General features: G+C 60.3%; 12 protein-coding genes and 1 pseudogene. 11 read left to right on the top strand and 2 right to left on the bottom strand.

The genetic code is table 11. The features are described from left to right. Positions 1 to 38: 38 nt before the first annotated feature. Positions 39 to 566 carry an ATP-dependent protease subunit HslV gene (hslV, locus tag KQI84_09425; protein ID MCB2155095.1) on the bottom strand — a complete coding sequence of 176 codons (528 nt, stop codon included), beginning with the start codon at positions 564 to 566 and terminating at the stop codon, positions 39 to 41. Between the two features lie 43 nt (positions 567 to 609). Then, positions 610 to 1,575 carry a DUF368 domain-containing protein gene (locus KQI84_09430; protein MCB2155096.1) on the bottom strand — a complete coding sequence of 322 codons (966 nt, stop codon included), beginning with the start codon at positions 1,573 to 1,575 and terminating at the stop codon, positions 610 to 612. 221 nt (positions 1,576 to 1,796) lie between these two features. Between KQI84_09430 and KQI84_09435 the strand changes: the two are divergent. From KQI84_09435 to KQI84_09485, 11 genes and pseudogenes are all read left to right on the top strand, one after another. After that, a pseudogene (locus KQI84_09435) lies at positions 1,797 to 3,047 on the top strand (sulfate adenylyltransferase). A 965-nt stretch (positions 3,048 to 4,012) separates the two neighbouring features. After that, complete coding sequence (locus KQI84_09440; protein MCB2155097.1) at positions 4,013 to 6,100, top strand: hypothetical protein; 2,088 nt, start codon at positions 4,013 to 4,015, stop codon at positions 6,098 to 6,100. 48 nt (positions 6,101 to 6,148) lie between these two features. Further along, positions 6,149 to 6,724, top strand: coding sequence for a hypothetical protein (locus KQI84_09445; GenBank protein ID MCB2155098.1), 576 nt, complete (start codon positions 6,149 to 6,151; stop codon positions 6,722 to 6,724). Positions 6,725 to 6,838: 114 nt separating this feature from the next. Next, on the top strand, positions 6,839 to 12,208 hold the full coding sequence (locus KQI84_09450; protein MCB2155099.1) for a hypothetical protein: 5,370 nt from the start codon (positions 6,839 to 6,841) through the stop codon (positions 12,206 to 12,208). 152 nt (positions 12,209 to 12,360) lie between these two features. Next, positions 12,361 to 13,392, top strand: a complete 1,032-nt coding sequence (locus KQI84_09455; GenBank protein ID MCB2155100.1) for an extracellular solute-binding protein — start codon at positions 12,361 to 12,363, stop codon at positions 13,390 to 13,392. A gap of 64 nt (positions 13,393 to 13,456) precedes the next feature. Next, positions 13,457 to 14,818, top strand: a complete 1,362-nt coding sequence (locus tag KQI84_09460; protein ID MCB2155101.1) for a hypothetical protein — start codon at positions 13,457 to 13,459, stop codon at positions 14,816 to 14,818. Positions 14,819 to 14,833: 15 nt separating this feature from the next. Continuing rightward, positions 14,834 to 15,145 carry a hypothetical protein gene (locus KQI84_09465; protein MCB2155102.1) on the top strand — a complete coding sequence of 104 codons (312 nt, stop codon included), beginning with the start codon at positions 14,834 to 14,836 and terminating at the stop codon, positions 15,143 to 15,145. An 88-nt stretch (positions 15,146 to 15,233) separates the two neighbouring features. Further along, positions 15,234 to 18,098 carry a PAS domain S-box protein gene (locus KQI84_09470; protein MCB2155103.1) on the top strand — a complete coding sequence of 955 codons (2,865 nt, stop codon included), beginning with the start codon at positions 15,234 to 15,236 and terminating at the stop codon, positions 18,096 to 18,098. 78 nt (positions 18,099 to 18,176) lie between these two features. Further along, positions 18,177 to 19,094: a glycosyltransferase family 2 protein gene (locus KQI84_09475; GenBank protein ID MCB2155104.1), complete on the top strand. Its 918-nt coding sequence runs from the start codon at positions 18,177 to 18,179 to the stop codon at positions 19,092 to 19,094. Beyond that, on the top strand, positions 19,091 to 20,848 hold the full coding sequence (locus KQI84_09480; GenBank protein ID MCB2155105.1) for an ABC transporter ATP-binding protein/permease: 1,758 nt from the start codon (positions 19,091 to 19,093) through the stop codon (positions 20,846 to 20,848). The genes KQI84_09475 and KQI84_09480 overlap by 4 nt, the downstream gene beginning before the upstream one ends. Before the next feature lie 169 nt (positions 20,849 to 21,017). After that, positions 21,018 to 22,658 carry an ABC transporter ATP-binding protein/permease gene (locus KQI84_09485; GenBank protein MCB2155106.1) on the top strand — a complete coding sequence of 547 codons (1,641 nt, stop codon included), beginning with the start codon at positions 21,018 to 21,020 and terminating at the stop codon, positions 22,656 to 22,658. Positions 22,659 to 22,702: the final 44 nt, after the last annotated feature.

The following is a 22,702-nucleotide window of genomic DNA, read 5'->3' on the forward strand; positions in this document are numbered from 1 at the left end:
TCTTTGCCATCCGCGATCTTCAGTCCGCCCGGGCCGCGTCAGATCTCTTCCAGCGAGATGCGCTGGTTTGTGTAGATGCAGATGTCGGCGGCGATCTTCAGGGACTTCTCGACAATATCGCGGGCGGACAGGTCGGTGTTGTGGGCCAGCGCCAGCGCCGCGGATTGGGCGTAGGGGCCGCCGCTTCCGATCGCGACGACAGGCTCGTCCGGCTCGACAACGTCGCCCGTTCCAGAAATCAGGAGGATCGAGTCCGAATCGGCCACGAGCATCATGGCCTCGAGGCGGCGCAGCATCCGGTCAGTGCGCCAGAGCTTGGCGAGCTCGACTGCGGCGCGGACCAGGTTGCCGCTGTATTCCTCGAGCTTGGCCTCGAATTTCTCGCGCAAGGCAAACGCATCGGCCGTCGCGCCGGCGAAGCCGCAGATCACTCGATCGTGGTGGATGCGTTGCACTTTGCGGGCACCGTGTTTCATAACGACCTTGTCGAAGGTCACCTGGCCGTCGCCTCCGACCACGGTGTGGCCGTCCTTGCGAACCGCCAGAATCGTCGTGCTGTGCCACAATGCCTTGTTGCGATCGTTGGAATTCACGGAAATCTCCCTTTGTTTATTCCTCGCCAAGCCGCGAGATGATAAACGTGATCACAAAACCCACGCCAAGTGCGCCCAGAACCAGTAGAATGTTCAGCGGAGTGGCGGGATGGGCCTCGACGACAGTCTCTCCATCCTCAACAAGCTTCTGAAATGGCCACAGGCCAACGACGGAGCCCACCAACAGTCCGAGCAGCACACCCATGGTCGCGTCGTGGCAGCGGTGGAGCAGCGCCTTTAGGACATTCGTCAGGCCTGCAATGCCCAGGATCACGCCCACGCCGATCGGCAGGATGTCGTGGAGTCCGATACTGAAGGCCAAGCCAAAATCGACTTCCTTGACGGCGTGCAGGAACTCCTTGATGCGATCCGTGAATGGCAGATACAGGCCGAAGATCAGGAGCAGGTAGGAGCCGCTGATGCCGGGCAAAACCATAGCCGCCGAGGCGATGAATCCGGCGATCAGGAAGGTCAGCCAGTTCACCGGCAGAGGCATGTCGTTCAGGAAGAAGGCAATTCCGACCATGGCCAGGAACCCCGCGATCGTCCCACCGATCGCACCAGGCTTCAGCGGAGTGATCTCCTTCCAGATCAACGGGACGCCACCGAGCGTCAGTCCGATGAACAGCGCGTACATGATGTGGTGAATATTGTGAAGACCCCAACTGATCGGCACGACGCTGGCACCGATCGCGACGATGGCCGCAAACCCCAGCACGGCAAGGAAGACGAATGGCCGCATCCGCCAACGAAGCCGCGTCACATCTGCAACCGACTCGACAAACTCCTCGTAGAGCCCCATGGCCAGGACCATCGTCCCGCCGCTGACACCGGGGATGATGTTCGCGACTCCCATCAGCCCGCCGCCGACGAGCGTGCGGATCAGGCCCGCCTTGGTCGGCTCGACCGGGTTGGCGGCCAGATGCGAAACGTCGTCTTCCGGCAACTCGCGCAGTTTGTCGTCCAGGTGTTCTTCGGCCATGGGCGGGGGTCCTCTCCGGGCAGGTTTGCAAGGCCCGGAATCCTGTGGAGGCGCCGGGCTGGACGGCAAGCGAAACCGATAGGACTGGATCTCCTATCAAGAAAGTAGGATTTGAGTCCTAACCTCAGATGAGCCCTTGCCCTCAGAGGCCCCCATGGGCAGGGTTTCTGCCGAAAAGCAGAATGCTTAGAACTTTCGAGCGAAATGGAGCTCTTGAACTCATGACTTTACCTCTTCCGCCCCATGGTGGGGCCAACGCACCGATCGAGAACCTGATTCCCGCCGACCAGGTGGAGGCGAGCCGCCTTGCCGCGGCCAAACTTCCCCCCATCGTCGTCAGCGATGCCGACCTTTCGACTGTCCGTCGCCTGGGCGATGGTGCCCTCACGCCGCTGACCGGCTTCATGACCAGTGCCGTTTACAACCGCGTCCTTAAGGACGAGACCATTGACGTCGACGGCACCGCCTACGCCTGGGGAATTCCGCTGGCCCTGCCGATCACCGTCGATGAGCGGGGCGAGATCGCGATCGGCAAGTCCGCCCGACTGCTCGACCAGCGCGGCCACGTCGTGGCGATTCTCGACGTCGAGGACGTGTGGGACTGGGACAAAGATGCCTACAACACGGCGGTTTATGGCACCGAACGCACCGATCACCCGGGCGCCCGCATCGCGCTGGACGATCCGCGCGAGGTCCTCGTCGGCGGGCGCATTCACGTCTTCCCGTGGAAGCGCGACACCAACGACGTCGTTCAGAAGTACGCCTTCTCGCCTGCAGAGACGCGGGCAAAGCTGGCCGCCTCCGGCTGGGAAGCAGCCGTGGCCTTCCAGACGCGTAACCCGCTGCACCGCGCCCACGAGTACGCCATGGTGGCCGGCTGCGAGCGCCTGACTGCCCAGGGCTTGAAGGCTGGCGTCGTGCTGAACCCACTGGTGGGGGAGACCAAGAGCGACGACGTGCCCGCTGCGACCCGCATGCTGACCTACGAAAAGCTGAAGTCCGACCGCCTGCTGGGCCAGGGCGACAGCGATCCGGAGATCTGGAAGAAGGCCGGGCGGGACATTAATGACGTGTTCGATCTTTTCGCGCTCGACATCAAGATGTTCTACGGCGGCCCGCGCGAAGCGCTGATGCACGCCATCTATCGCCAGAACTACGGCTTCAGCCACATCGTGATCGGCCGCAAGCACGCCGACGCGCCGTACGATGACGGCACGAACATCTGGGGCGACTTCGATGCCCAGGAGAAGTTCAAGAACCTGAAGGGCAAGCTGGAGATCAAGCCGGTCAACATTGGCTTCGCAGCGTACTTCGAGGAACTCGGCCACGTCGGCCTGATCGAAGAGCACGCACCGAAGGGCTGGAAGCCGGTCACCGTTGCAGGCCGTATCCTGCGCGAGATGCTGCAGAAGGGCGAGACGCCCGACCCGCGCATCATTCGCCCGGAGACGAGCGCTATCCTGATCAAGGCCTACGCCGATCGCGCCGCCAAGGAACGCAACATCACCTGGCACCATCACTCGGTGTCGCGCCAGGACAGGGAATCGCTGAACAAGCACCGCGGCGCAACGCTGTGGTTCACCGGCCTGTCGGGCTCCGGCAAGTCGACGCTGGCGAACGAGCTGGCCGGCTACCTGCACGAGCACGGCATTCGCACCTACGTCCTCGATGGCGACAACGTTCGCCATGGGTTGAACAAGGACCTTGGGTTCTCTCCGGATGATCGCAAAGAGAACATCCGCCGCATTGGCGAGGTCGCCAAACTCTTCACCGATTCCGGCGTCGTGAATATGACGGCGTTCATCAGCCCGTACCGCGAAGATCGTCAGATTGCCCGTGATCTGCAGCAGGGCGAAGACGAGTTCATCGAGATCTACGTCGAGGCGGATCTGGCAGTTTGCGAAGAGCGCGATCCGAAGGGGCTCTACAAGAAGGCCCGCGCTGGAGAGATCCCGCAGTTCACGGGAATCAGCGCCCCCTACGAGGCGCCCGAAGATGCGGAGATCACCGTCAATACCGGCACGCAATCGATCGTCGAGTGCATCGAGACCATTGCGCAGGAATTGACGCGCCGAGGCGTGATTCGCATCGGTTAATCTCTGCAGGAAATGGCATTTCTCCCGAAGGGGCAGGCGATTCAACGCCTGCCCCTTTTGTTATTCGGGATATGCGAACTCAACATTATGCCCATAGTTTGGTTTTCGCCGCAGTCCCGGCCGTATGCAGAGGAATTGCCGGATATGGATGAGCTAAGTACATGCATATCAGCGCAAGATCATGAACTGTCGAGTCTACTCAATTAGAGTGCTTCCCGATTGGAATTGACGCCCTGCCTATGACATTAGGTAGCTTGCAACGTTCCAAGTTGTCCTGGCACAGAGGCGATTTACTTAGGGAACGTGCCACAATCCACAGAACTGAAAGGAGTCTCCCAGTGATGCGGAGCAATCTTTCATCGAAACTCACACCGGCCTTGCTGGCCGCGGGCGCAATGTTGCTTTCGTCCGCAGTGACAGCCCAGGTCCAGATCAACGGATCCGGCAGCTACGCCGACATCACCACGGCGCTGGCATCGGCCAGTGCTAACGACACCATTACTGTAGATGGAAGCACCTATAACGGGGTCACTGAAACGGTGAACATCGCGCTCGCCGGTATTACGCTGGAGGGCATCAACGGCGCTATCGTTCAGAACCCGGGAGACGGGGCAGACACGGGAACTGCGGGCACTGGTGCCGTTATTCGCGTCAGCGCCGTGGCAGACGTCACCATTCAGAACCTGAATGTTGTTGTCGACGAACCGGAAGCGGGCGGCGGCATTGCCTTTGTCGGCACAGCGGCTCAGTTGGGAACTTGCACGATTACAGGTAACACAATCACGACGACGGGACCATCCGCCAGTTCATCCGTCAGCGGAATCGCACCGTTCGGCAACGCCGGCTACGGGTCATCCGTCGGCATCAGCATCTACCAGGCCTCCGGCGGAACACCGGTGAATGCTGTGATTCAGAATAACACGGTTGGCAGCGCGACGAATCCATTCTCGATTTTCGGAATCATTATGGAGCGCAGCACCGGAACGATCAGTGGCAACACGACGTACTGCGAGAACTTCTCGTTCATCAACCGCTTCGCGTACGCTCCGGTCAACATCGACAACAACCACTTCTACGGCTACGGCGATGAACGTAACCGCGGCGCCGTCGTGGAATTGGGCGACGTGCAGACCGGCGGCGACGTGACCTTCACGAACAATACGCTCGAGACGCTGGACAGCGTTTCACAGCGTTCGCCGCAAGGTTTCATCCCCCGTCGTCTGATGCAGATCAAGAACTGCTACAACTCGACGGAAGTCCAGATTACGGGCAATACGTTCAATGTCCGCAGAGATGACACGGTCGCCGCAACGGAAGGCGCTTCAGGCACCGGCCTTGCCATCACGAACGTGCGTCGTGCCTTTGTTGGCAACAACACGTTCAATGCCCTGGAAGATGACTGTCTGCTGCTTGAAGTGAACAACAAGATCTACTCGAGCGGCCAGCCCTTCCAGAATGCGGGCAACGAGACCAATCGCCCGCGCATTTATGGCAACACGTTCAATGCCACCGGCACATCCGGTGTGACGGCGATCTCCTTCCGCGATCACGCCCAGGAGAACGCTGGCAGTGGCGTGAAGATCGAGATTCAGGACATCGTCTGTGGAAACTCGGCCGATCCGAACAAGTTCGGCGCCGATCTCGGCACCTTCATCGAACTGAGCGACCTAAACACAACGACCGACAACGCGCTCGACCTCTATGGCAATCAGGCTGCTGAGTCGAACCTCTCGGTTAGCACGGCCATTCCGTTCGCGAAGAACTTCTTCGCTTCGGAGAACCAGTACGACGTCGGCAGTGGACTGCAGTTCCCCTTCCAGATGGACGGCGCCGGCCTGGCCGCTGTTGAGGCCAAGGTTCAGCACTACACAGACAACAACTTACTCGGCCTCGTCGTCATTTCGCGCGATCCGGATGCGGACAATGACGACGTTCCGGACGCGCTTGAAGCCTTGCTCGGCACCGACGGCGTTGCCAGCCGCGACTTCGACGGCGACGGCATCGAGGACGGCGTCGAGATCCAGATCGGCTCCGACCCGGCAGTCGATGAAGGCCCGGTCGACAGCGATGGCGACGGCCTGCCGGACGGCTTCGATCCGACCAACTACGCTCCCGGCGGTGTGATCGGCACCGACAGCGACTACGACGGCGACGGCTTTGCCGATTGGTACGAAGTGCTCTTCGGCACCAACCCGGAAGATCCCGCCCAGGTTCCGTTGCTGGGCGACGTGGACAACGCAGTTGCCGGCGTGGACTTCACCGACGGCATCAAGATGCTGCGTGTGTTCCTTGGCCTCGATACGCTGAGTGCGCTCGACAACCCTGCACTGTTTGACGTCAACCGCGACGGCGTGAACGACAACGTCGACGGCGTGATCACGATCAACTACGACCTGGGCAACATCCAAGAACTGCCCTTTGGAAACTGATCGCCAGACGAACCAGGAAACAACAGCGAGAACAAAAAGGAGAAAGTGATGAATCGCATATCAAGCAAGATCATGGCGTGCCTGGCGCTCTTTGTCGTGGCGACGGTTTCAACGGCCTTTGCCGGCGCAACGTTGAGCACATCGCTGGTCACTCCGCCCGCCAGTCTGGCGCCGGGCCAGCAGTTTACCATTCATGTTGCCGTAACGGCAAATGACACCGCCACAACACCCGCGCACGCAGCGCTTCGCTTCCAGTACGACACAGCCGACGTCACGTTCATTTCCGCCTCCGGCGATGCGAACGATGGTTGGCTGGGTACGGTGGATGCAGGCGCGATCGGCGCGGAAGAAGTTGTGAGCGGCAGTGTTGTAACGCGCGACATTCCAACCCTCGGTAACTTCAGCAATACAAGCCTGACTCCGGATGTGATGGATCTCGTGTTCGAGATGACCGCGACGCCGGCTTCGGCCGTCGACATCACCTTCGAGATGGATCCCGGAGCTGCCAGTCCTCTGATCGACGTAACGGCATCACCCATCACTGTGGATGCAACGACAGACACAGCGACACAGGGGTTGTTCCCATACAGTTCGGTCGCCGAATGGCGGCAATTGGACTACTAACCATGCATGCGCACGACCTGAACATGCTCTAGTTTACCACGGCCAGGGGATGGGGGAGACAAGTTCTCCGTCCCCTGGCCGAATTTCAGCGACCTAACAAGATCAGGAGAAACTATGTTCTCGAGGAGATATCTCACCCGTTCGGTTTTGATGCTCTGCCTGGTAATGATGCCGTTGGCAGTGTTTGCGGACGCCGTGATCAAGACACGGGTGGTCGACAACGTGGTCCTCGAAACCGGGAAGGAATTCGAAGTCGAGGTCTTTGTCGAGTCGAACACGGGCAATCCGCCAACGGTGTTTGCCTTGCGAGTCAACTACAACAGCGACGCCCTGGAGTGGGTTTCCGCCACCCAGGGGACTATGGGCGGCCTGATTCTCGGACCCGAGTCGGGCACTGCGCCCGATCTGTATCGCAACGTGCGCGGCATTGGATTCGCCAATACGGATCCAACTCCGACGCTGATGCGTGTGAAATTCCGCGCGCTTCAAGCTCCCAATCCACCAGCTATTATCACGGTGATGGACGATTCATCGACTCCGCTGAACTTCGCGGATATCAGTAACGCGCCCATCCCGCATACTTTTGACAATTCGTTGACGTCCAGCCTTCCGATCGAGATTTCCGGCTCGGCAACCGTTGCAACGGAACTCAGCGCTCCGGGCGGCCTCGTGGCCGGCGGACAGTTCGATGTGAAGTTGCTCGTCAACGACAACACGACGCTGCTGGCGCCCGGCTCCGCGGATATTCGCGTGACCTGGAACCCGCAGTCGATCCAGTTGCTTTCCGTCAGTGGCGCTGACCTCGGCGCAGTCACGAGCGATACGCTCATGATGCCGAGTCCCAGTCAGGCTTATCGCAACTTCTCCGCAAGCAATCCAGGAAACCTGGATGCGACACCGGAGTTGATGACGTTGCACTTCCAGGTTCTGGGCTCGCCGTTTGTGCCATTCTCGATTTCCGCTTCTGCCAACGCGGCAGGCGGGAATCCGCTGGTCAGCACAGGCAGCGACGACATCCCGACGAACTTCGACAACGCACAGACGACCGCGCTGAGCATTACCGGCGCGGGCGCTGCGCTGATTCGGACTTCGTTGGCGACGGCTCCGCCGCTTCGCATCGGGGCGGAGTTTGAAGTCTCAGTCGACATCGAGTCCAATGCTTCGGCGCAGATTCCCGGGCGTTCTGCCATACGTCTTGTTTATTCAAGCGACTCGGTGGAGTTCCTGGGCGTTCGCGATGGCGACCTTGGTGCAGTTGCGGCTGCTCCTCCCGTCAGCCTCGGCGGTGGCGAAATGGCCGTCGACCTCGTGACAGGCGGCAATCCCGGCAATGCGGATGCGACGCCGCAGATTCTGATGGCGCGCTTCCTGGTGAAGTCGAATCCCTTCCAACCGTTCAGCATCAGCGCTGGTGACAATCCAACTGCGGCCGATCCGTTGGTTGCGGTCGACCAGACAACGCCGATCAGCCGGAATTACGATTCCTCCTTCACCGGCAGTCTGACTGCGAACGACGTGGGGTTGGCGATGATTGCGACAGGCCTGCAGAGTGGCGATCCACTGGCGGCCGGCGAAACGCTTTCCATTCCCATCGACGTTGCCAGCAATTCGACTGGCATGGCCCCCGGATCGGCGAACCTGATCGTGAGTTACGATCCGACGAAGCTCACGTACTTGAACAGCGACAGCGGCGATCTTGGGAAGGTCACGACCACATCGACTCGCAAGGTTCCCGTCGATGGCAAGGTTTACGTCGAAACGGATGGTAACGATGCCAACACCGACGAGACGCCGAATATCATCCTGATGCGTTTCGAGACGGCGACGCCTTTGCAGGCGCCGTACACCATCTCGGTTTCCGGCAATCCGGACGGCGCACCTGCGCTGACCGAAGCGGGCACCGGGAATGGTATTCCACGCGCATACAATTCCAATGCGACAACGAACCTCGGAGTCAATCCGACCACCGGAACGGCGATGATCAAAACACAGATCGTTTCGGGCGATACGACGACGCCGGGCGGAACATTCGACGTGCGTGTGTACGTCGATTCAAACACGACCGGCATCACGCCGATCGAGGCGGCTCTCGAGGCGGTGTACGACACGTCTTCGGTGAGCCTGCTTAGTGCCACGGCGGGCGATCTTGGCAATCCGATCGTCGGCGTCACAACCAACATTGGTGGGACGAAGGTCCGTCACCCCATCGCGACCGATGTGAATGCGGGGAACCTCTCGCAGACCCCGGACGTGTTCACCCTGACATTCGAAGTCCTCAACAACGCGTACTCTCCGTTCTCGATCGAGATGCGCGATGCCACCGGTTCGACGTCTGCACTTGTCGGCGCCGGCATCGAGGACATTCCAACCCTCTACGATAATTCTGCGACGATCGATTTGCCCGGTCCTCCGACCGGCGGTGCGGTTGTGCAAACCAGCGTTCTTTCCGGCGATCCGAATGTTGCCGGCGGAACGTTCGACGTAGGCGTTCGCGTTGTCTCGAACGGCTCCGGTGAAATCCCCGTCTCGGCAGCCTTCCGGATCGAATACGATGTGGATAGCGTCGAGTTCGTGGGTGCCGCGGCCGGCGACCTCGGTGGGCTGGAAATTGGCCCCGAAGAAGTCGACGGTTCGGACAACTTCCGCGACATCCTCACGCAAGGCAACGGTGGCAACGCCTCGTTGTTGCCGAACGTGATGACGTTGCGCTTCCGCGTGAAGAACGCACCGTACGCTCCTTATTCGATCCATGTCGGATCGGATCCGGATTCCACTGCGCCATTGCTCTCGACCGATCTGTCGACGAGCATTCCGGTGACCTACGACAACGCGCTGACCACCGACTTCCCAGGACCGCCGTTGCTCGGCAATGCCGTCATCCAGACAACGATTGCTTCCGGCGATCCGACACTGGAAGGCACCGAGTTCGACGTGCTGGTTCACGTCGCCTCGAATCCCGCGGGCCAGATCCCGATCGCCGCTGCATTCCGGCTTCGCTACAACCTCGATTCCGTCGAGTTCGTCAGCGCATCCGGTGGCGACCTTGGCGGCGTCATCGTGGGCGGCGAGGAAGTCATCGGCGGCGGCTTTGTGCAGCGCGATGTTCTGACCGATGGTTCCGGCGGCAACACGATGCTGCTCCCGGACGTCATGACGCTGAAGTTCCGAGTGTTGAACCCGGCCGTTTCTCCCTACTCGATTCTGGTGAGCGACGATCCGGCTTCGACTGCGCCGTTGCTTGACGATGGGCTTGGCGTGAACATCGACCACGTCTTCGACAACGATGCGACCACCGGCATTCTGACTTCCGGTCAGGCCGGCCAGGCTGTCGTTCGCACCTCGATTCTCTCCGGCGATCCATCACAACCGGACACCGAGTTCGACGTGCTGGTCGAAGTCTCCGACAATCCGACAACCATGACGCCGCTGGCGGCTGCATTCCGCGTTCGTTACGATCCGGAAAGCGTCCAGTTTGTTGGCGCGCTGGCGGGCGATCTCGGAGCACTGACCGTTGCCAACGAAGAAGTCGACGGTGGCGACGTCGTGCGCGATATCAGCACGCAAAGCAACGCCAGCAACACGAACCAGACACTGTCCGTCTTTGTGCTGCGTTTCCGTACAGAGACGTTCCCGCTGTCGCCGTTCTCGATCCAGATGAGCGACGACCCGGATTCGACGGGACCGCTTCTGGCGCAGGACTTCACCACAAACATTCCGCACCAGTTCGATAACAGTGCGACAATGAACCTGATCGCCCAGGCGACCGGCGAAGTGCTTATTCGCTCGTCCGTCCAGAGCGGCGATCCGAACGTCATCGGCGGTAACTTCACGGTTCTCGTCGAGGTGGCTTCCAACGAAACCGGACTCATCCCGGAATCCTCTGCGTTCCGCATGATCTACGACACCGCGTCGGTCACGTACCTTGGCATCGGTGGCGGAGAACTGGGCGGCGCGTTGGCCGGCAATGAGGAGACGATCCTCGGGACCACCGTCTTCCGCGATGTTGTGACGGACGGCAGTGCGACGGCGCATGTGATCGCGCCGGATGTCTTCACGGCAACTTTCCAGGTGAACGCCGCGCCGATTGCGCCGTTCACGATCCTCTTCCAGGATGATCCGGACAGTTCGCTGCCACTTTTGGCCAGCGATCTGCAGACCAACATCCCGCACACGTTCGATAACGCCGGTACGACGGATCTCGGCCAGGGCCTGCCCACGCCGACTCCATCTCCAACACCGACGCCGACCCCGACGGACACGCCGACGTCTACTCCGACGCCGACACCAAGCCCGACGGATATTCCGACGTCGACACCGACTCCAACACCGACACCGACGATAACGCCGACGTTCACGCCGACGTTCACGCCGACGCTAACGCCGACCCCGACACCGACGGGCACGCCGGTTGTCTTCACCTTCGCGAATCACCGTCAGGGATGGGATCCCTATTCATGGCCGCCGTTCACATCGCCGGTCTTCGACAACACGCCGGGTACGCCTGGTACGTTGGATATGACGATGACTACCAACACGAACCTGGTAGGCATCTGGGAATCCCCAGCCTTCGAGATCGTCGGAACCGACGCCGTACCTGTCCGCACCGACACGATTCCATTACGTGTCAGCGCCGACGGGACGTTGCCGATCTTTGCGACGACCTATCGTATCATGACGGATGAGACGGATCTGACGCTCGTTCCGCAGGTTCGTGTCCGCACGACCGCGCAGAACAGCCAACAGGCGGAAGTCCTGACGATCGAGTCCAACGCCGACGCGGCTTACTCGCCGACACCGGCCGGGGTCGAGTACACGCTCTTCTTCCGTCCGCCGACGGTCAGCCCGATCTTCACTCTTGAGTGGGACGTGCTGAACTTCTATCCGTTGGATTCGGCATCGGCCCAACTGATGCTGGACAACGTTGTGATCGAGCAGGTTCCGGAAACCATTCTGGATGGTGCGACCTCCGAATTCGCCTATGACTTCGAAGGCAATCAGGATGGCTGGGACTTCTTCTCGATTCCGGAGAGCTTCCCCGCGCCGGGCTTCGCTTACGACTCGGCGAATGGCCGCCTTGGACTTAGTGTCGCCGACACGTCCGAGTTCCAGTTCGGCTTCTGGGGATCGTCGTTGGATCCGAACAATAACCCGACGATCCAGGCGGGTCGTCTCTACTACGCCCTCTTCACTGTGGGGACGGACATCGCGATTGCCGATCAGGTGCCGGAATATCGCCTGCGCCTGAACGAATCGCTGTTCCGTGTTTCGCAGTACACCAACGTTGCCTCGACCGGATCGGCAATGAATGTCCCGGCGCCTGGCGCTCCGCGTCAGCACCTGGTCTTCTTCCCGGCGAACATGGGTGTGGGCCAGAATCTGCTGTCGTCCTTCGACATTCTGGCCAATCCGGCGAGTGACAACCTCGAGATCGGCGGTTCGATTTACCTGGAAAGCCTGGAGATCTTCTCCGTCCCGGCTCCGTAAACCGAATCGATCAACCCAATTCCCGTGGCGGGCGGCTTCCATTGCGAAGCCGCCCGTCCTCTTTTGTCAGGGGTTCGACTCTTGGTTGCATCGGAACGGGCACTTGGACAACGATCTCGCCGGACTAAAGAACTGGGAAAAGGGAATTCACCATGTATCGTTCAATCATCGCAGGTCTGTTTCTTTCGGTGGCGTTTCTCGTCGCCTGCGGTGGGGGAGAGAAGGAAGCCGCTGCACAGGAGGTCGTGGTCTACACGGCGCTCGATCGCGAGTTCTCCGAGCCGATCCTGAAGCAATTCACCGAAGAAACCGGAATCGTCGTCAAACCCGTGTACGACACGGAAGCCGTCAAGACGACGGGCCTTGTGAATCGGCTGATCGCCGAGAAGGCCCGTCCGACGTGCGACGTGTTCTGGAACAACGAGATTGTGCGTTCGATTCAACTGAAACGCGAAGGTGTGACCGAGGCCTATCGTTCTCCGAGCGCCGAGAAGATCCCGCCCGAACTGAAGGACCCAGAGGGACACTGGACGGGATTTGCGACACGCGCTCGGGTGATTTGCGCGAATACGGAACTGCTGCCCACTGAAGCCGATCGCCCGCAGAATGTCTCCGACCTGATCCGCAAGCAGTGGCAAGGCAAGGCAGCCTTTGCCAAGCCGCTGTTTGGCACGACGGCCACACACGCCGCCGTCATCTGGGCCGAGCAGGGCGAGGAGGTCTTCCGTGCCTTTTGGAGTACCGCCATGGAGAATGCCGTTATGGTGGCCGGCAACGCCCAGGCTCGCGATGCGGCCGCCGATGGCGAATTGCCCTGGTGTCTGACCGATACGGATGACGCCTACGGCGCGCTGCTGGACGGGAAGCCTGTGGAGATCATTTATCCAGACGACGGGGCCAACGAGGAAGGCATCATTTTGATTCCGAACACGGTCGTCCTGATCAAGAATGCCCCGCACCCGGAAGCTGCCCGGGCGCTGATCGACTACCTGCTGTCGCCGGAGGTGGAGGCGAAGCTGGCCCAGTCCCGAAGCGCCCAGATCCCCGTCCGGGACGGAATCGCGCCCCCCGAGGGGCTGAAATCCCTTGAGGGCCGGCACATCCGCGATATCGACTGGGAAGCGGTCGCGGACGCACTGGAGCCTTCCCAGGCGGCGCTGGCCGAGATGCTTGCCAACCAGTAGCGCCAATCCCGGCGGGCTCTCGGCGGGTCCCTTTTCTGGGCCCACTGCTGACCGGAGGAAGACGATGACGATGAAACACGCTCGAATCTGGATTCTCATGCTGGTGGCCGCCTGCGCGCTGACCGCCGGGCCCGCGCTCGCGCAGAAGCAGCCGACCGGCGGTGCGCAAAGAGAGCCCGTTCAGAAGCAGCCCCAGCAGACGAACAACCGGCAGCAGAGCTCCGGGGCATCGAACACGAACAACAGGCGCCCCAGCAGGCAGCCCCGCACCGGCAGCGGAGCGCGTCCCGAGGCAGGCGGAAGAACGGGAAGCTCAACCGGCCGTTCTGGCGCGTCCAGCGCAAGCTCTCTCGGCGGCGTTCAGATGGTCAGCAATCCGGATAATCTCATTCTCCGCCTGACGGCCGCAAATGCGGAAGGCTTCGAGGATGTCGATGCCGTGGAGGGCGGTACCTTCGGGACGGATATCCGGCTGGACAATCCGCGTGGCAAGCCCGTCGATTCGATGCGCCTGATTGTCGATTACAACCCGGCATTCATCAGCCCGAAGTCCATCAACGATACACCCCTGAAGGAATTCCTGGATGGCGCGCCGAAGGCCACGGTGAATCGCAGCCTGGGGCAGATCTACTACGAGGCGAATTTCAAAGAGCCAATCCCGCCATCGGACGAGCCCATTATGTACCTGCGGTGGGAGGCGAAGACTCCGGTCGTCTACACCGCGATTGAATTCGGCAAGAATCGCGAGATCGGCGTCACCGATCTCACGTACCAGAATGAATCCGTCCTGGGCGAACCGCACGAGGAAGGCGACGGTACGGTCTCGGTGGGCGTTCGTGTGATTCCGGCGGACCCGGACGAGGCGGCGCTGATGCAGGAAGAGCCGCAGCTCTACCTTGGCAGTGACGAGCGCGTCGGTGGCGTCCAGATCGCCATCCAGCCGCCGATCGAGACGCCTCAGGTCGGCCAGATCTTCACGATGGATATCGTGCTCGACAACAGCACCTACTCCCAGATCGACGGCATCTCGTTCCTCATCCAGTACGATCCGACGACTATCGAAATCCTTGATGCGGACCAGGACAACTGGATCACGCTCGGACCGAACATCCTTGATGGGCCGTTCCACGGGGATTTCCCGTTCGACTACCACATGGCAAACACCTTCTACCAGGTTCGCGGTTTGATCGAGTACCGTGTCGGGACGTCGACGCCAGACGACCTGCTTGGCATCGATGCGCCGATTGCGCGGATCGTGGCCCGCGGTCTAAAGCCCTCGGCCGGGACTGCCGTGCAGTTCAGCTTCTCCAAGCGCCGCGGCACGCGCACCACCGAGGTCGTTTATATGGGCCAGGACGTTCTGGGCGATCCGGACATCAGCAACGACGGCGCACGTGGAGCCTTCTTCCGTGTTCTCCCCGAATAACCAAGGATCGACACATTGAGTGACACTGCCGTTGCCAGCCTCGTCGTGGGCGTTGCCCTGGGTGTGACCGGAGCCATCGCCACTGCAATTGCCGCGCTCTTCTTTCGCCGCACGCGTGCTGCCGACCGCGCCCAGCGCCGCTTGTGGGGGTATGTGGCGCTGTGGGCATGGATCTGCGTGCTCGGATTCGCCATGATCCCCATCGGGATGGCGATGGGTGGCAAGCTGCCTTTCTGGGGGACGGCCGTGTTCGCAGGTGGATTCTATGTCTTTGTCTGGCCGGCGATGATCTGGGCTCTCAGAAGGACCGCGCCCACCCCGACCTGATCCCGTGGCGCTTTTTCCCTAGTGGCGTCGCCCCGCTTGCATTTACATTATTGCCGAATCTCCGGAGGGTTCTGGCAACGCCTGAGCGATGAAGCACCGACGCGTCGTTCCATGGATTCGTCCCCAGCAGATCCTGCCCGTTGCCGCCATTGTGCTGCTGGTTGCGGCGGGGACCGTGGCGGTCTATCGGCTGCTGGACAAGGAACACCATCGCCTGGTCCAGACCCAGATCGACATGACGACGACGATCCAGGCGGAGTTTCTGGCCCAGGTCTTCCTCCATCGCCAGGAGCTTGTCGAGGAGATCGGCAAGAGCTGGCGCGACGAGCGAAGCCCGACCTTCATCTCGCTCGTCCAACGATCGCGTGAATTGCTCGAAGGACCGGATGCATTCGCCGCGATCTCAGTCTACGACACCCGACAGCCCGCTCACTCACTGCAGGTCTTCCCGGATACCACTCTGCGCTTTCTCGACTCGTCTCAGATCAAGGAGGCGGAGGTCCGGAAGGTTATCAACGAGCTTCAGATCTCTCCCGGTCGCCACGCCTGGACGATTCCTCTACAGAGTTTGAAGAGTCCCGTAGAGGCGATCCTCGTCTCTGAAGTTGGCAATGGGATGTTCATCATCAGCTCCTTCCAACTGGAGGAGTACCTGCACGATACGTTCAGCACGATCAGTCCCGACGGTCTCGTTCTGGAACTTTATCACCAGGGCTATCTGCTGATGGAGATTGGCGACACAGAGTCAGGCACCTCTCCTCCATCGATCACAAAACCGCTGGCGCTTGGGCCGGACAGCCAGGGCTTCAGCATCCGCGTTATTGCCACCCCGCAGTTCATCGACGAGACAGAGAATCCCATCAATCGCTTTGTCTTGCTTGCCGGGTTGCTCGTTTCGATCGGTCTCGGGGCTGTTGTCGTCGTGATGCTTCACGGCGCGAATCGCATCCACGACATCCGACGCAAGTACGAGAATCTCTACGATCGCGCGCCGGTTCTCTATCACACTGTCGATGGCGATCTGAAGATCGTCGACGTCAATGAAACCGAATGTCGGGCGCTCGGGTACGAATCGAAGGAACTGCTCGATCAATCGCTACAGGCGATCGTTGGCGAGGAGTCGTTCCTGCTCGATGAACTGCGCCAACGCGCCGGTACCGGCGATCCATTCCGCGAGTACATGACGTACTACAGGAAAGACGGCGAGCAAGTGGAGGTCTACGTGCAGGCCACGGCGGAGCGCGATGAGACCGGGCGCTTCTGGTGGCTGATGACGGCGCGCGACGTCTCGGAGGAACGCCGCACCCAGCGCGAGCAGGTGCGTTCGCAGCGTCGCATTCAGTTCCTTTCCGAAGTGATTGAGAATTTCGAGGACGGCGTTCTGGTTGTCGGGTGGGGCGGACAGATCGTCTACGCGAATCCCTCCGCGGCCCGGCTCACGGAATCGAAGAACAAGGACTTGCAAGGCCGCCCGATCCACGAATTGCTGCCGGCACCGCGCGCCGAGCAAATGTGGCAGGAAGTGCAGCGCGCCGCCGATCGCGGTCGACCGTGGAGCGACGAAGTTCTGCAGCCCACGTCGGAGGGCGAAGAGCCCATGCGGCTCGGCTATCGATTGGCGGGCCTCAGCGAACAGCTCGACGGGACGAAGGCCTGCATTCTCCTGCTGCGCAATCGCACCAGCCAGCATCAGCTCAGCCGCGAGCTTGCCGAATCGCAGCGCCGCTATCAGACGATCTTCGACCAGGCGCCGACCGGCGTTGTTGTGCTCGACGCGCAGGGCTACATTGTCGACGCAAACGCATACTATAGGCGCAACACGGCGCGGACGCTCGATTGGTATATCGGCACGCAGCGGCAATCGATCTTCACCCATCCCGCGCTGATCAATGCCGGCATCCATCGCCGTTTCCAGGACCTCCTCGATGGTCAGCAACTGCACTTGCCGGAAGTGATCTTCCCCGCAAAGGGCGGCGGCGAATCGAAGGTGCTCTCCTTCAAGGGTATTCCCGACGTCAACGACCAGGGCCGCGTCGAGGGCGCCTTCCTGTTCATTGAGGACATCACGGAGCGTCATCGGCTCGAGAAACAAATGCAGGCACACACCGAGGACCTTCGCGGTGAGAAGGAAAGACTTCTCGAGGCCAGCCGCTTGAAGAGCCAGTTCATCGCGACGATTTCCCACGAGTTGCGGACGCCGCTGAATGCGATCATCGGCTTCTCGCGCATCATCGCGCGGAAGAGCGCAGAGGTGCTCGACGAGCGACAGATCGGTAACCTGAACCACATTCAGGAGTGCGGCGAGAAACTGCTGGCGCTGATCAACGACCTGCTGGACATCAGCAAGATGGAAGCGGGCCGCATGGAAACGAACTACGAGACAATCCCGCTGATCTCCTTTGCGGAAGAAATCCGCGAGCACGTCGAGCCGCTGATGGAGCGGAACGACAACCTGCTCTCCTTCGATATTCCTTCGGACATCGGCACGATCGAGGCCGATCCGTTGCGCCTCCAGCAGATTCTCGTGAACCTGCTCGGCAATGCCGCGAAGTTCACCCACAACGGCCAGGTGACATTGACCATGCAAGCCACACGCCCCGCTCTGCCGGAGCCCACGGGGACGTTGGGCGACGAAGAGGACGACGAAGAAGCCGTCGAGCCGGTCGATGTTCCGAATCAGGAGGAGTGGATCGAGATTTCCGTACACGACACCGGCATTGGCATCCCGCCAGAGCAGTGCGCGGAGATCTTCAACGAATTCACCCAGGTCGATGGCTCGGCGACGCGTTCCTATGGCGGGACTGGTCTTGGCCTGGCGATCTCGAAACGCCTGGCCACACTGCTGGGTGGAGACATTGTCGTCGAATCCGAGGTTGGCGTTGGGTCCACGTTTACGCTACGAATGCCGAGGAAGCGCCCCGTTCGCGTTCCGGCGGGGGCGCTGGGGAAGTAGCCTCCTCCCCTCTCCATAATCGTTTGCCACGCCGCCGCCTCCCGGGCGATTAACAATCACCTTTCGCCGGAGCCGACCGTGTCGCCCCCAGCAGTTTCCGTCGTCATTCTTTCGTACAACAGCGCCGAATTCCTCCCGGTGTGCCTGGAGGAGCTGGGGCGTTCGCGCGGCGTGGAACTGGAGGTGATCGTCGTCGACAATAACTCGCGGGACGATTCGGAAGCGATCGCCCGTGCGCATCCGCTGGTCGACAAGACGATCCAGACCGGCGGCAACCTGGGGTATTCCGGTGGCAACAACGTGGGCTGGCGCGAGGCGTCCCACCCATACCTGGTGTTCCTCAATCCGGATTGCTGCGTCACGCGCGATGCATTGCGGAGCCTGATCCGGCCGCTGATCGACGATCCAACAATTGGGATTACTGGGGCGAAGCTCTACTACCCGCACTCGCGAAAGATCCAGCACGCCGGCGGCATTCGGCATCCCAATGCGATGAGCGAGCACCATGGCGCATTCCAGATCGACGACGGCCAATGGGACGAGGACGCCGACGTCGACTATGTGACGGGCGCCCTGATCGGCATCCGCCGGGAGGAGATGGAAGCCCTCGGAGGCTTTGACGAGGAGTTCCACCCCGCCTATTATGAGGAGTCGGACCTGGCTGTCCGGATGCAGCGCTCTGGCCGCCGCGTGCGGTACGTGGCCTCGTCGGTCGGGTATCACTGGGAGTCGCCGGGACTGGAGTTGAACAGTCCTCGATTTGTGCGGACAAGTTATCGATCACGGATGATCTGGCTCGTCAAGAACTACAGCTTGGCGCAGTTGCTCTTCGTCTTCCTGCCTTTCGAGTGGCGATGGTTCTGGGGGCCGTTCGCTTGCGGATTCCGCAAGCCGGTGATTCGGTCCTACGTCAGTGGAGCGGTATTTGCTGCAAAGTGCGCCTTGCGGCTTCGACGCCGCCCTCCAAACGTCCGGAATCGAATCCCGCCCCCATGACCGCTTTCCAAACGATCAAGCCGTACCTGTTCAAGTACAAGTGGCGCTTCCTCTTTGGCGTCAGCTTCGTCCTCGTCACAAACTACCTGTCTGCCCGCATTCCTGTGATTGCCGGCAACGCGATTAATCAGATCACCAATCGCGACAGTCTGATGGATGAACTGCGAACGATCGGCATCTTCCTGGTTGCCGTTGCTGGACTTGCGGGCGCCTTCCGCTACCTGATGCGGCGCGTGATGATCGATACATCGCGCGACGTCGAGTTCGATTTCCGCAACGACATCTACGCACATCTGCAGCGACTCGATCCGACTTTCTACGACAACCACAGCACCGGCGACATTATGAGTCGCATGACGAACGATATCGATTCGGTGCGCATGATGATCGGTCCGGCCATCATGTATACAGCGAACACACTTTTTTCCGTTCCGATCGTTCTTGTGTCCATGTTGCTACAGGATTCGACGGTGACGCTGTGGGGCCTGATACCACTGCTTGGCATGCCGCTGATCGTGCGCAAGCTCGGCAAGCACCTGCACATTCGCTTCCGACGCCAGCAGGATCAGCTCGCGGATGTCACCACGTTTGTCCAGGAGGCCATCGCGGGCATCCGGGTCATCAAGGCCTACGGTCAGGAAGACTCCAACTACGATCGCTTCGACGAAGAGAATCAGGAGTACATCGATCGCAGCCTGGAAGTGGCAAAGCTGCAGTCGTTCTTCTTCCCGACGATCCGCCTGCTGGGCGGCACGGGGATGCTGCTGATTCTCGTCATGGGCGCCCGCGACATCATCGCAGGCAACATGGAATACGGCACGCTGCTGTCGCTGCTGCTGCTCTACTGGATGCTTATATGGCCACTGATTGCCGCTGGCTGGGTGTTGAACATCTATCAGCGCGGCGCCTCGGCGCTCGATCGCATCAACGGCATCCTGCAGGCCGATCCCAAGGTTCGCAGCGAACCGACCGCCGTCGAGCCTGCCAGCCTGCCCAAGGATCTTGATGTTGAATTCCGCGAGCTGACCTTCCAATACGAGGGCACCACTCAACCGGCGTTGCAGGACATCACTTTGAATGTCCCCGCTGGGAAGACGATCGGCATCGTCGGCCGGGTCGGAAGCGGCAAGTCCACGCTCGTGCATCTGCTGCTTCGACTCTACGCCGTAGAGCGCGGCAAGTTGCTGCTCGGCGGTATCGATATCAACGATTGGCCATTGGACGAGTTGCGACGCCGAGTTGGGATTGTCTTCCAGGAGACTTTCCTCTTCAGCGATAGCATCGCGGAGAATATCCGTTTCGGCGCCCTCGGCGAGCTCAGCGATGAAGACGTCGAGGCGGCCGCCACCAAGGCCGATGTTCACAAGGACATCGTCGAGTTCCCGGATCGCTACGCGACGTTGCTCGGCGAGCGCGGCATCAACCTGTCCGGCGGGCAAAAGCAGCGCCTCAGCATGGCGCGCGCGCTGGTTCGCGATGCGTCGATTATGATTCTGGACGATTCGCTTTCCGCCGTCGATACGCACACGGAAGAAGAAATCCTGAGCGAGCTGCGCGAGATTATGAAAGGCCGTTCAACGTTCCTGATCTCGCATCGTATCTCAACGGTCTCGATGGCCGATGAGATCATCGTTCTGGAAGACGGACGTGTGACGCAGCGCGGAACGCACGAGCAACTTATCGCGAAGCCCGGTCTCTACGCCGAATTGCACCGCCGCCAACTCCTGGAGGAGGAGGTCGAGGCCATTGGCTGAGCAGATCCTCTCCACCGACGAAAAGAAACGTCTCCGGCGCGTGCACGAATCGGAAGCCTACGAACGCGTCGAAGACTGGACGCAGATCCGTCGTCTCGTAAAATACATTCGCCCACGACTCGGACGCGTGATTCTGGCGGTTGTGCTCTCGATCATTCTCTCGGGACTGATGCTCGCGCCGTCTGTCATGTTGAAGTACGTCGTCGACGATTACATTCTGCCCGGACAGATGAGCGGCGTGTGGCTCATTGCCGGTGCATTCATGCTTATCCTGATCCTGACGTACATTATTGAAAGCTACACCTTCTACGAAATCCAGAAGATCGGCCAGGAAAGCATCCGCGATCTTCGCATGGATCTGTTCCGTCACCTCGAACATCAATCGCTCGGCTTCTTCGATAAGAAGGCTGTCGGCTGGCTGGTAACGCGCATGACGTCGGACGTTAACGTTCTGCACGAGCTCTTCGCGCAGGGCGTCGTTGGGATCTTCCAGCAGATGTTCACACTCGTCGGTATTCTGGCGGTCCTGCTTTATTTCAACGTGTACCTGACACTGTGGACGATGATCATTGTGCCGCTGGTGATGTTGTTATCGTGGTTCTTCCGCCGGCGTATTCGCGTGTCCTATCGACTGACGCGACTGCGCCTGTCGCGGCTCAACACGCACGTTCAGGAGAACGTGACGGGCATGCGCACCGTGCAGGCCAATACCCAGGAGGAGCGTCAGCATCGACGCTTCCTCGAGTTGAACGATCTGTATCGCGACGCCCATTACCAGACCGTTTTCGCCTTCTCGATCTTCTTCCCGATGATTGAAATCATCTCGGTCATCGCGATGTCACTGATCATCTGGCAAGGCGGCGGGCAGTTCATGAAAGGCGCGATCACCGTCGGTGAATTGATCATGTTCTTTACGTTGCTGGATCGATTCTTTATGCCGATTCGCGACCTCTCCGAGAAGTACAACCTGGTGCAGGCCGCGATCGCTGCGGCCGAGAGGCTTTTCAAACTCCTCGATACGAAGCCTGCCATTCAGGATCCGGAACAACCGAAGGAATGGCCCGGATTCCGTCACTCGATCGAGTTCCGCGATGTGTGGTTTGCATACAAGGACGAAGACTGGGTGCTGCGCGGTGTGAGCTTCAAGATCGAGCGCGGCCAGAACGTGGCCATCGTCGGTCCAACAGGCTCCGGCAAGACGACGCTCATGTCGTTACTCTGTCGCTTCTATGACATTCAGAAGGGACAGATTCTGATCGATGGAGTCGACCTGCGCGAGATGAAGCAGGACGACTTCCGACGCCACATCGCGATCGTTCTTCAGGACGTCTTCTTGTTCAACGGATCGGTGGAACAGAACATTCGATTGGGCGAGAAGTCGATCGACGACGAACGCATCCGCGAGGTCGCCAAAGCCGTCGGTGCGCATCCCTTCATCGAGCGACTTCCGCGCGGCTACGAGACGGGCGTGATGGAGCGAGGCGCGACCCTGAGCGTGGGCCAGAAGCAGCTGCTCTCGTTTGCCCGCGCGCTGGCCTTTGATCCAGATATTCTTATATTGGACGAGGCGACATCAAGCATCGATACTGAGACCGAACAGCTCATTCAGGAAGCTGTCGGGCGCATTTCTTCGGGCCGCACCGCCTTGATTATTGCCCACCGTCTCTCCACGATTCAGCGGGCCGACAAGATCCTCGTCATCCACCACGGGCACCTGGCCGAGGAGGGAAATCACCAGGAACTCCTTGCCCGGGACGGACTCTATCGACGCCTGTACGAGCTCCAGTACCGCGAAGAGCTTGCCGGATAGACTCTCGTCAAAACATCTCTGTAAAATCATGAAAACCATGCACT

This window comes from bacterium, from assembly GCA_020444065.1.
Taxonomy (GTDB): domain Bacteria; phylum Sumerlaeota; class Sumerlaeia; order SLMS01; family JAHLLQ01; genus JAHLLQ01.

Bases quoted from the DNA above. Each gene is read 5' to 3' on its own strand.
- KQI84_09430 (MCB2155096.1), bottom strand. From the start codon at position 1,575: ATGGCCGAAGAACACCTGGACGACAAACTGCGCGAGTTGCCGGAAGAC.
- KQI84_09440 (MCB2155097.1), top strand. From the start codon at position 4,013: ATGCGGAGCAATCTTTCATCGAAACTCACACCGGCCTTGCTGGCCGCG.
- KQI84_09445 (MCB2155098.1), top strand. From the start codon at position 6,149: ATGAATCGCATATCAAGCAAGATCATGGCGTGCCTGGCGCTCTTTGTC.
- KQI84_09450 (MCB2155099.1), top strand. From the start codon at position 6,839: ATGTTCTCGAGGAGATATCTCACCCGTTCGGTTTTGATGCTCTGCCTG.
- KQI84_09455 (MCB2155100.1), top strand. From the start codon at position 12,361: ATGTATCGTTCAATCATCGCAGGTCTGTTTCTTTCGGTGGCGTTTCTC.
- KQI84_09460 (MCB2155101.1), top strand. From the start codon at position 13,457: ATGACGATGAAACACGCTCGAATCTGGATTCTCATGCTGGTGGCCGCC.
- KQI84_09470 (MCB2155103.1), top strand. From the start codon at position 15,234: ATGAAGCACCGACGCGTCGTTCCATGGATTCGTCCCCAGCAGATCCTG.
- KQI84_09480 (MCB2155105.1), top strand. From the start codon at position 19,091: ATGACCGCTTTCCAAACGATCAAGCCGTACCTGTTCAAGTACAAGTGG.
- KQI84_09485 (MCB2155106.1), top strand. From the start codon at position 21,018: ATGCTCGCGCCGTCTGTCATGTTGAAGTACGTCGTCGACGATTACATT.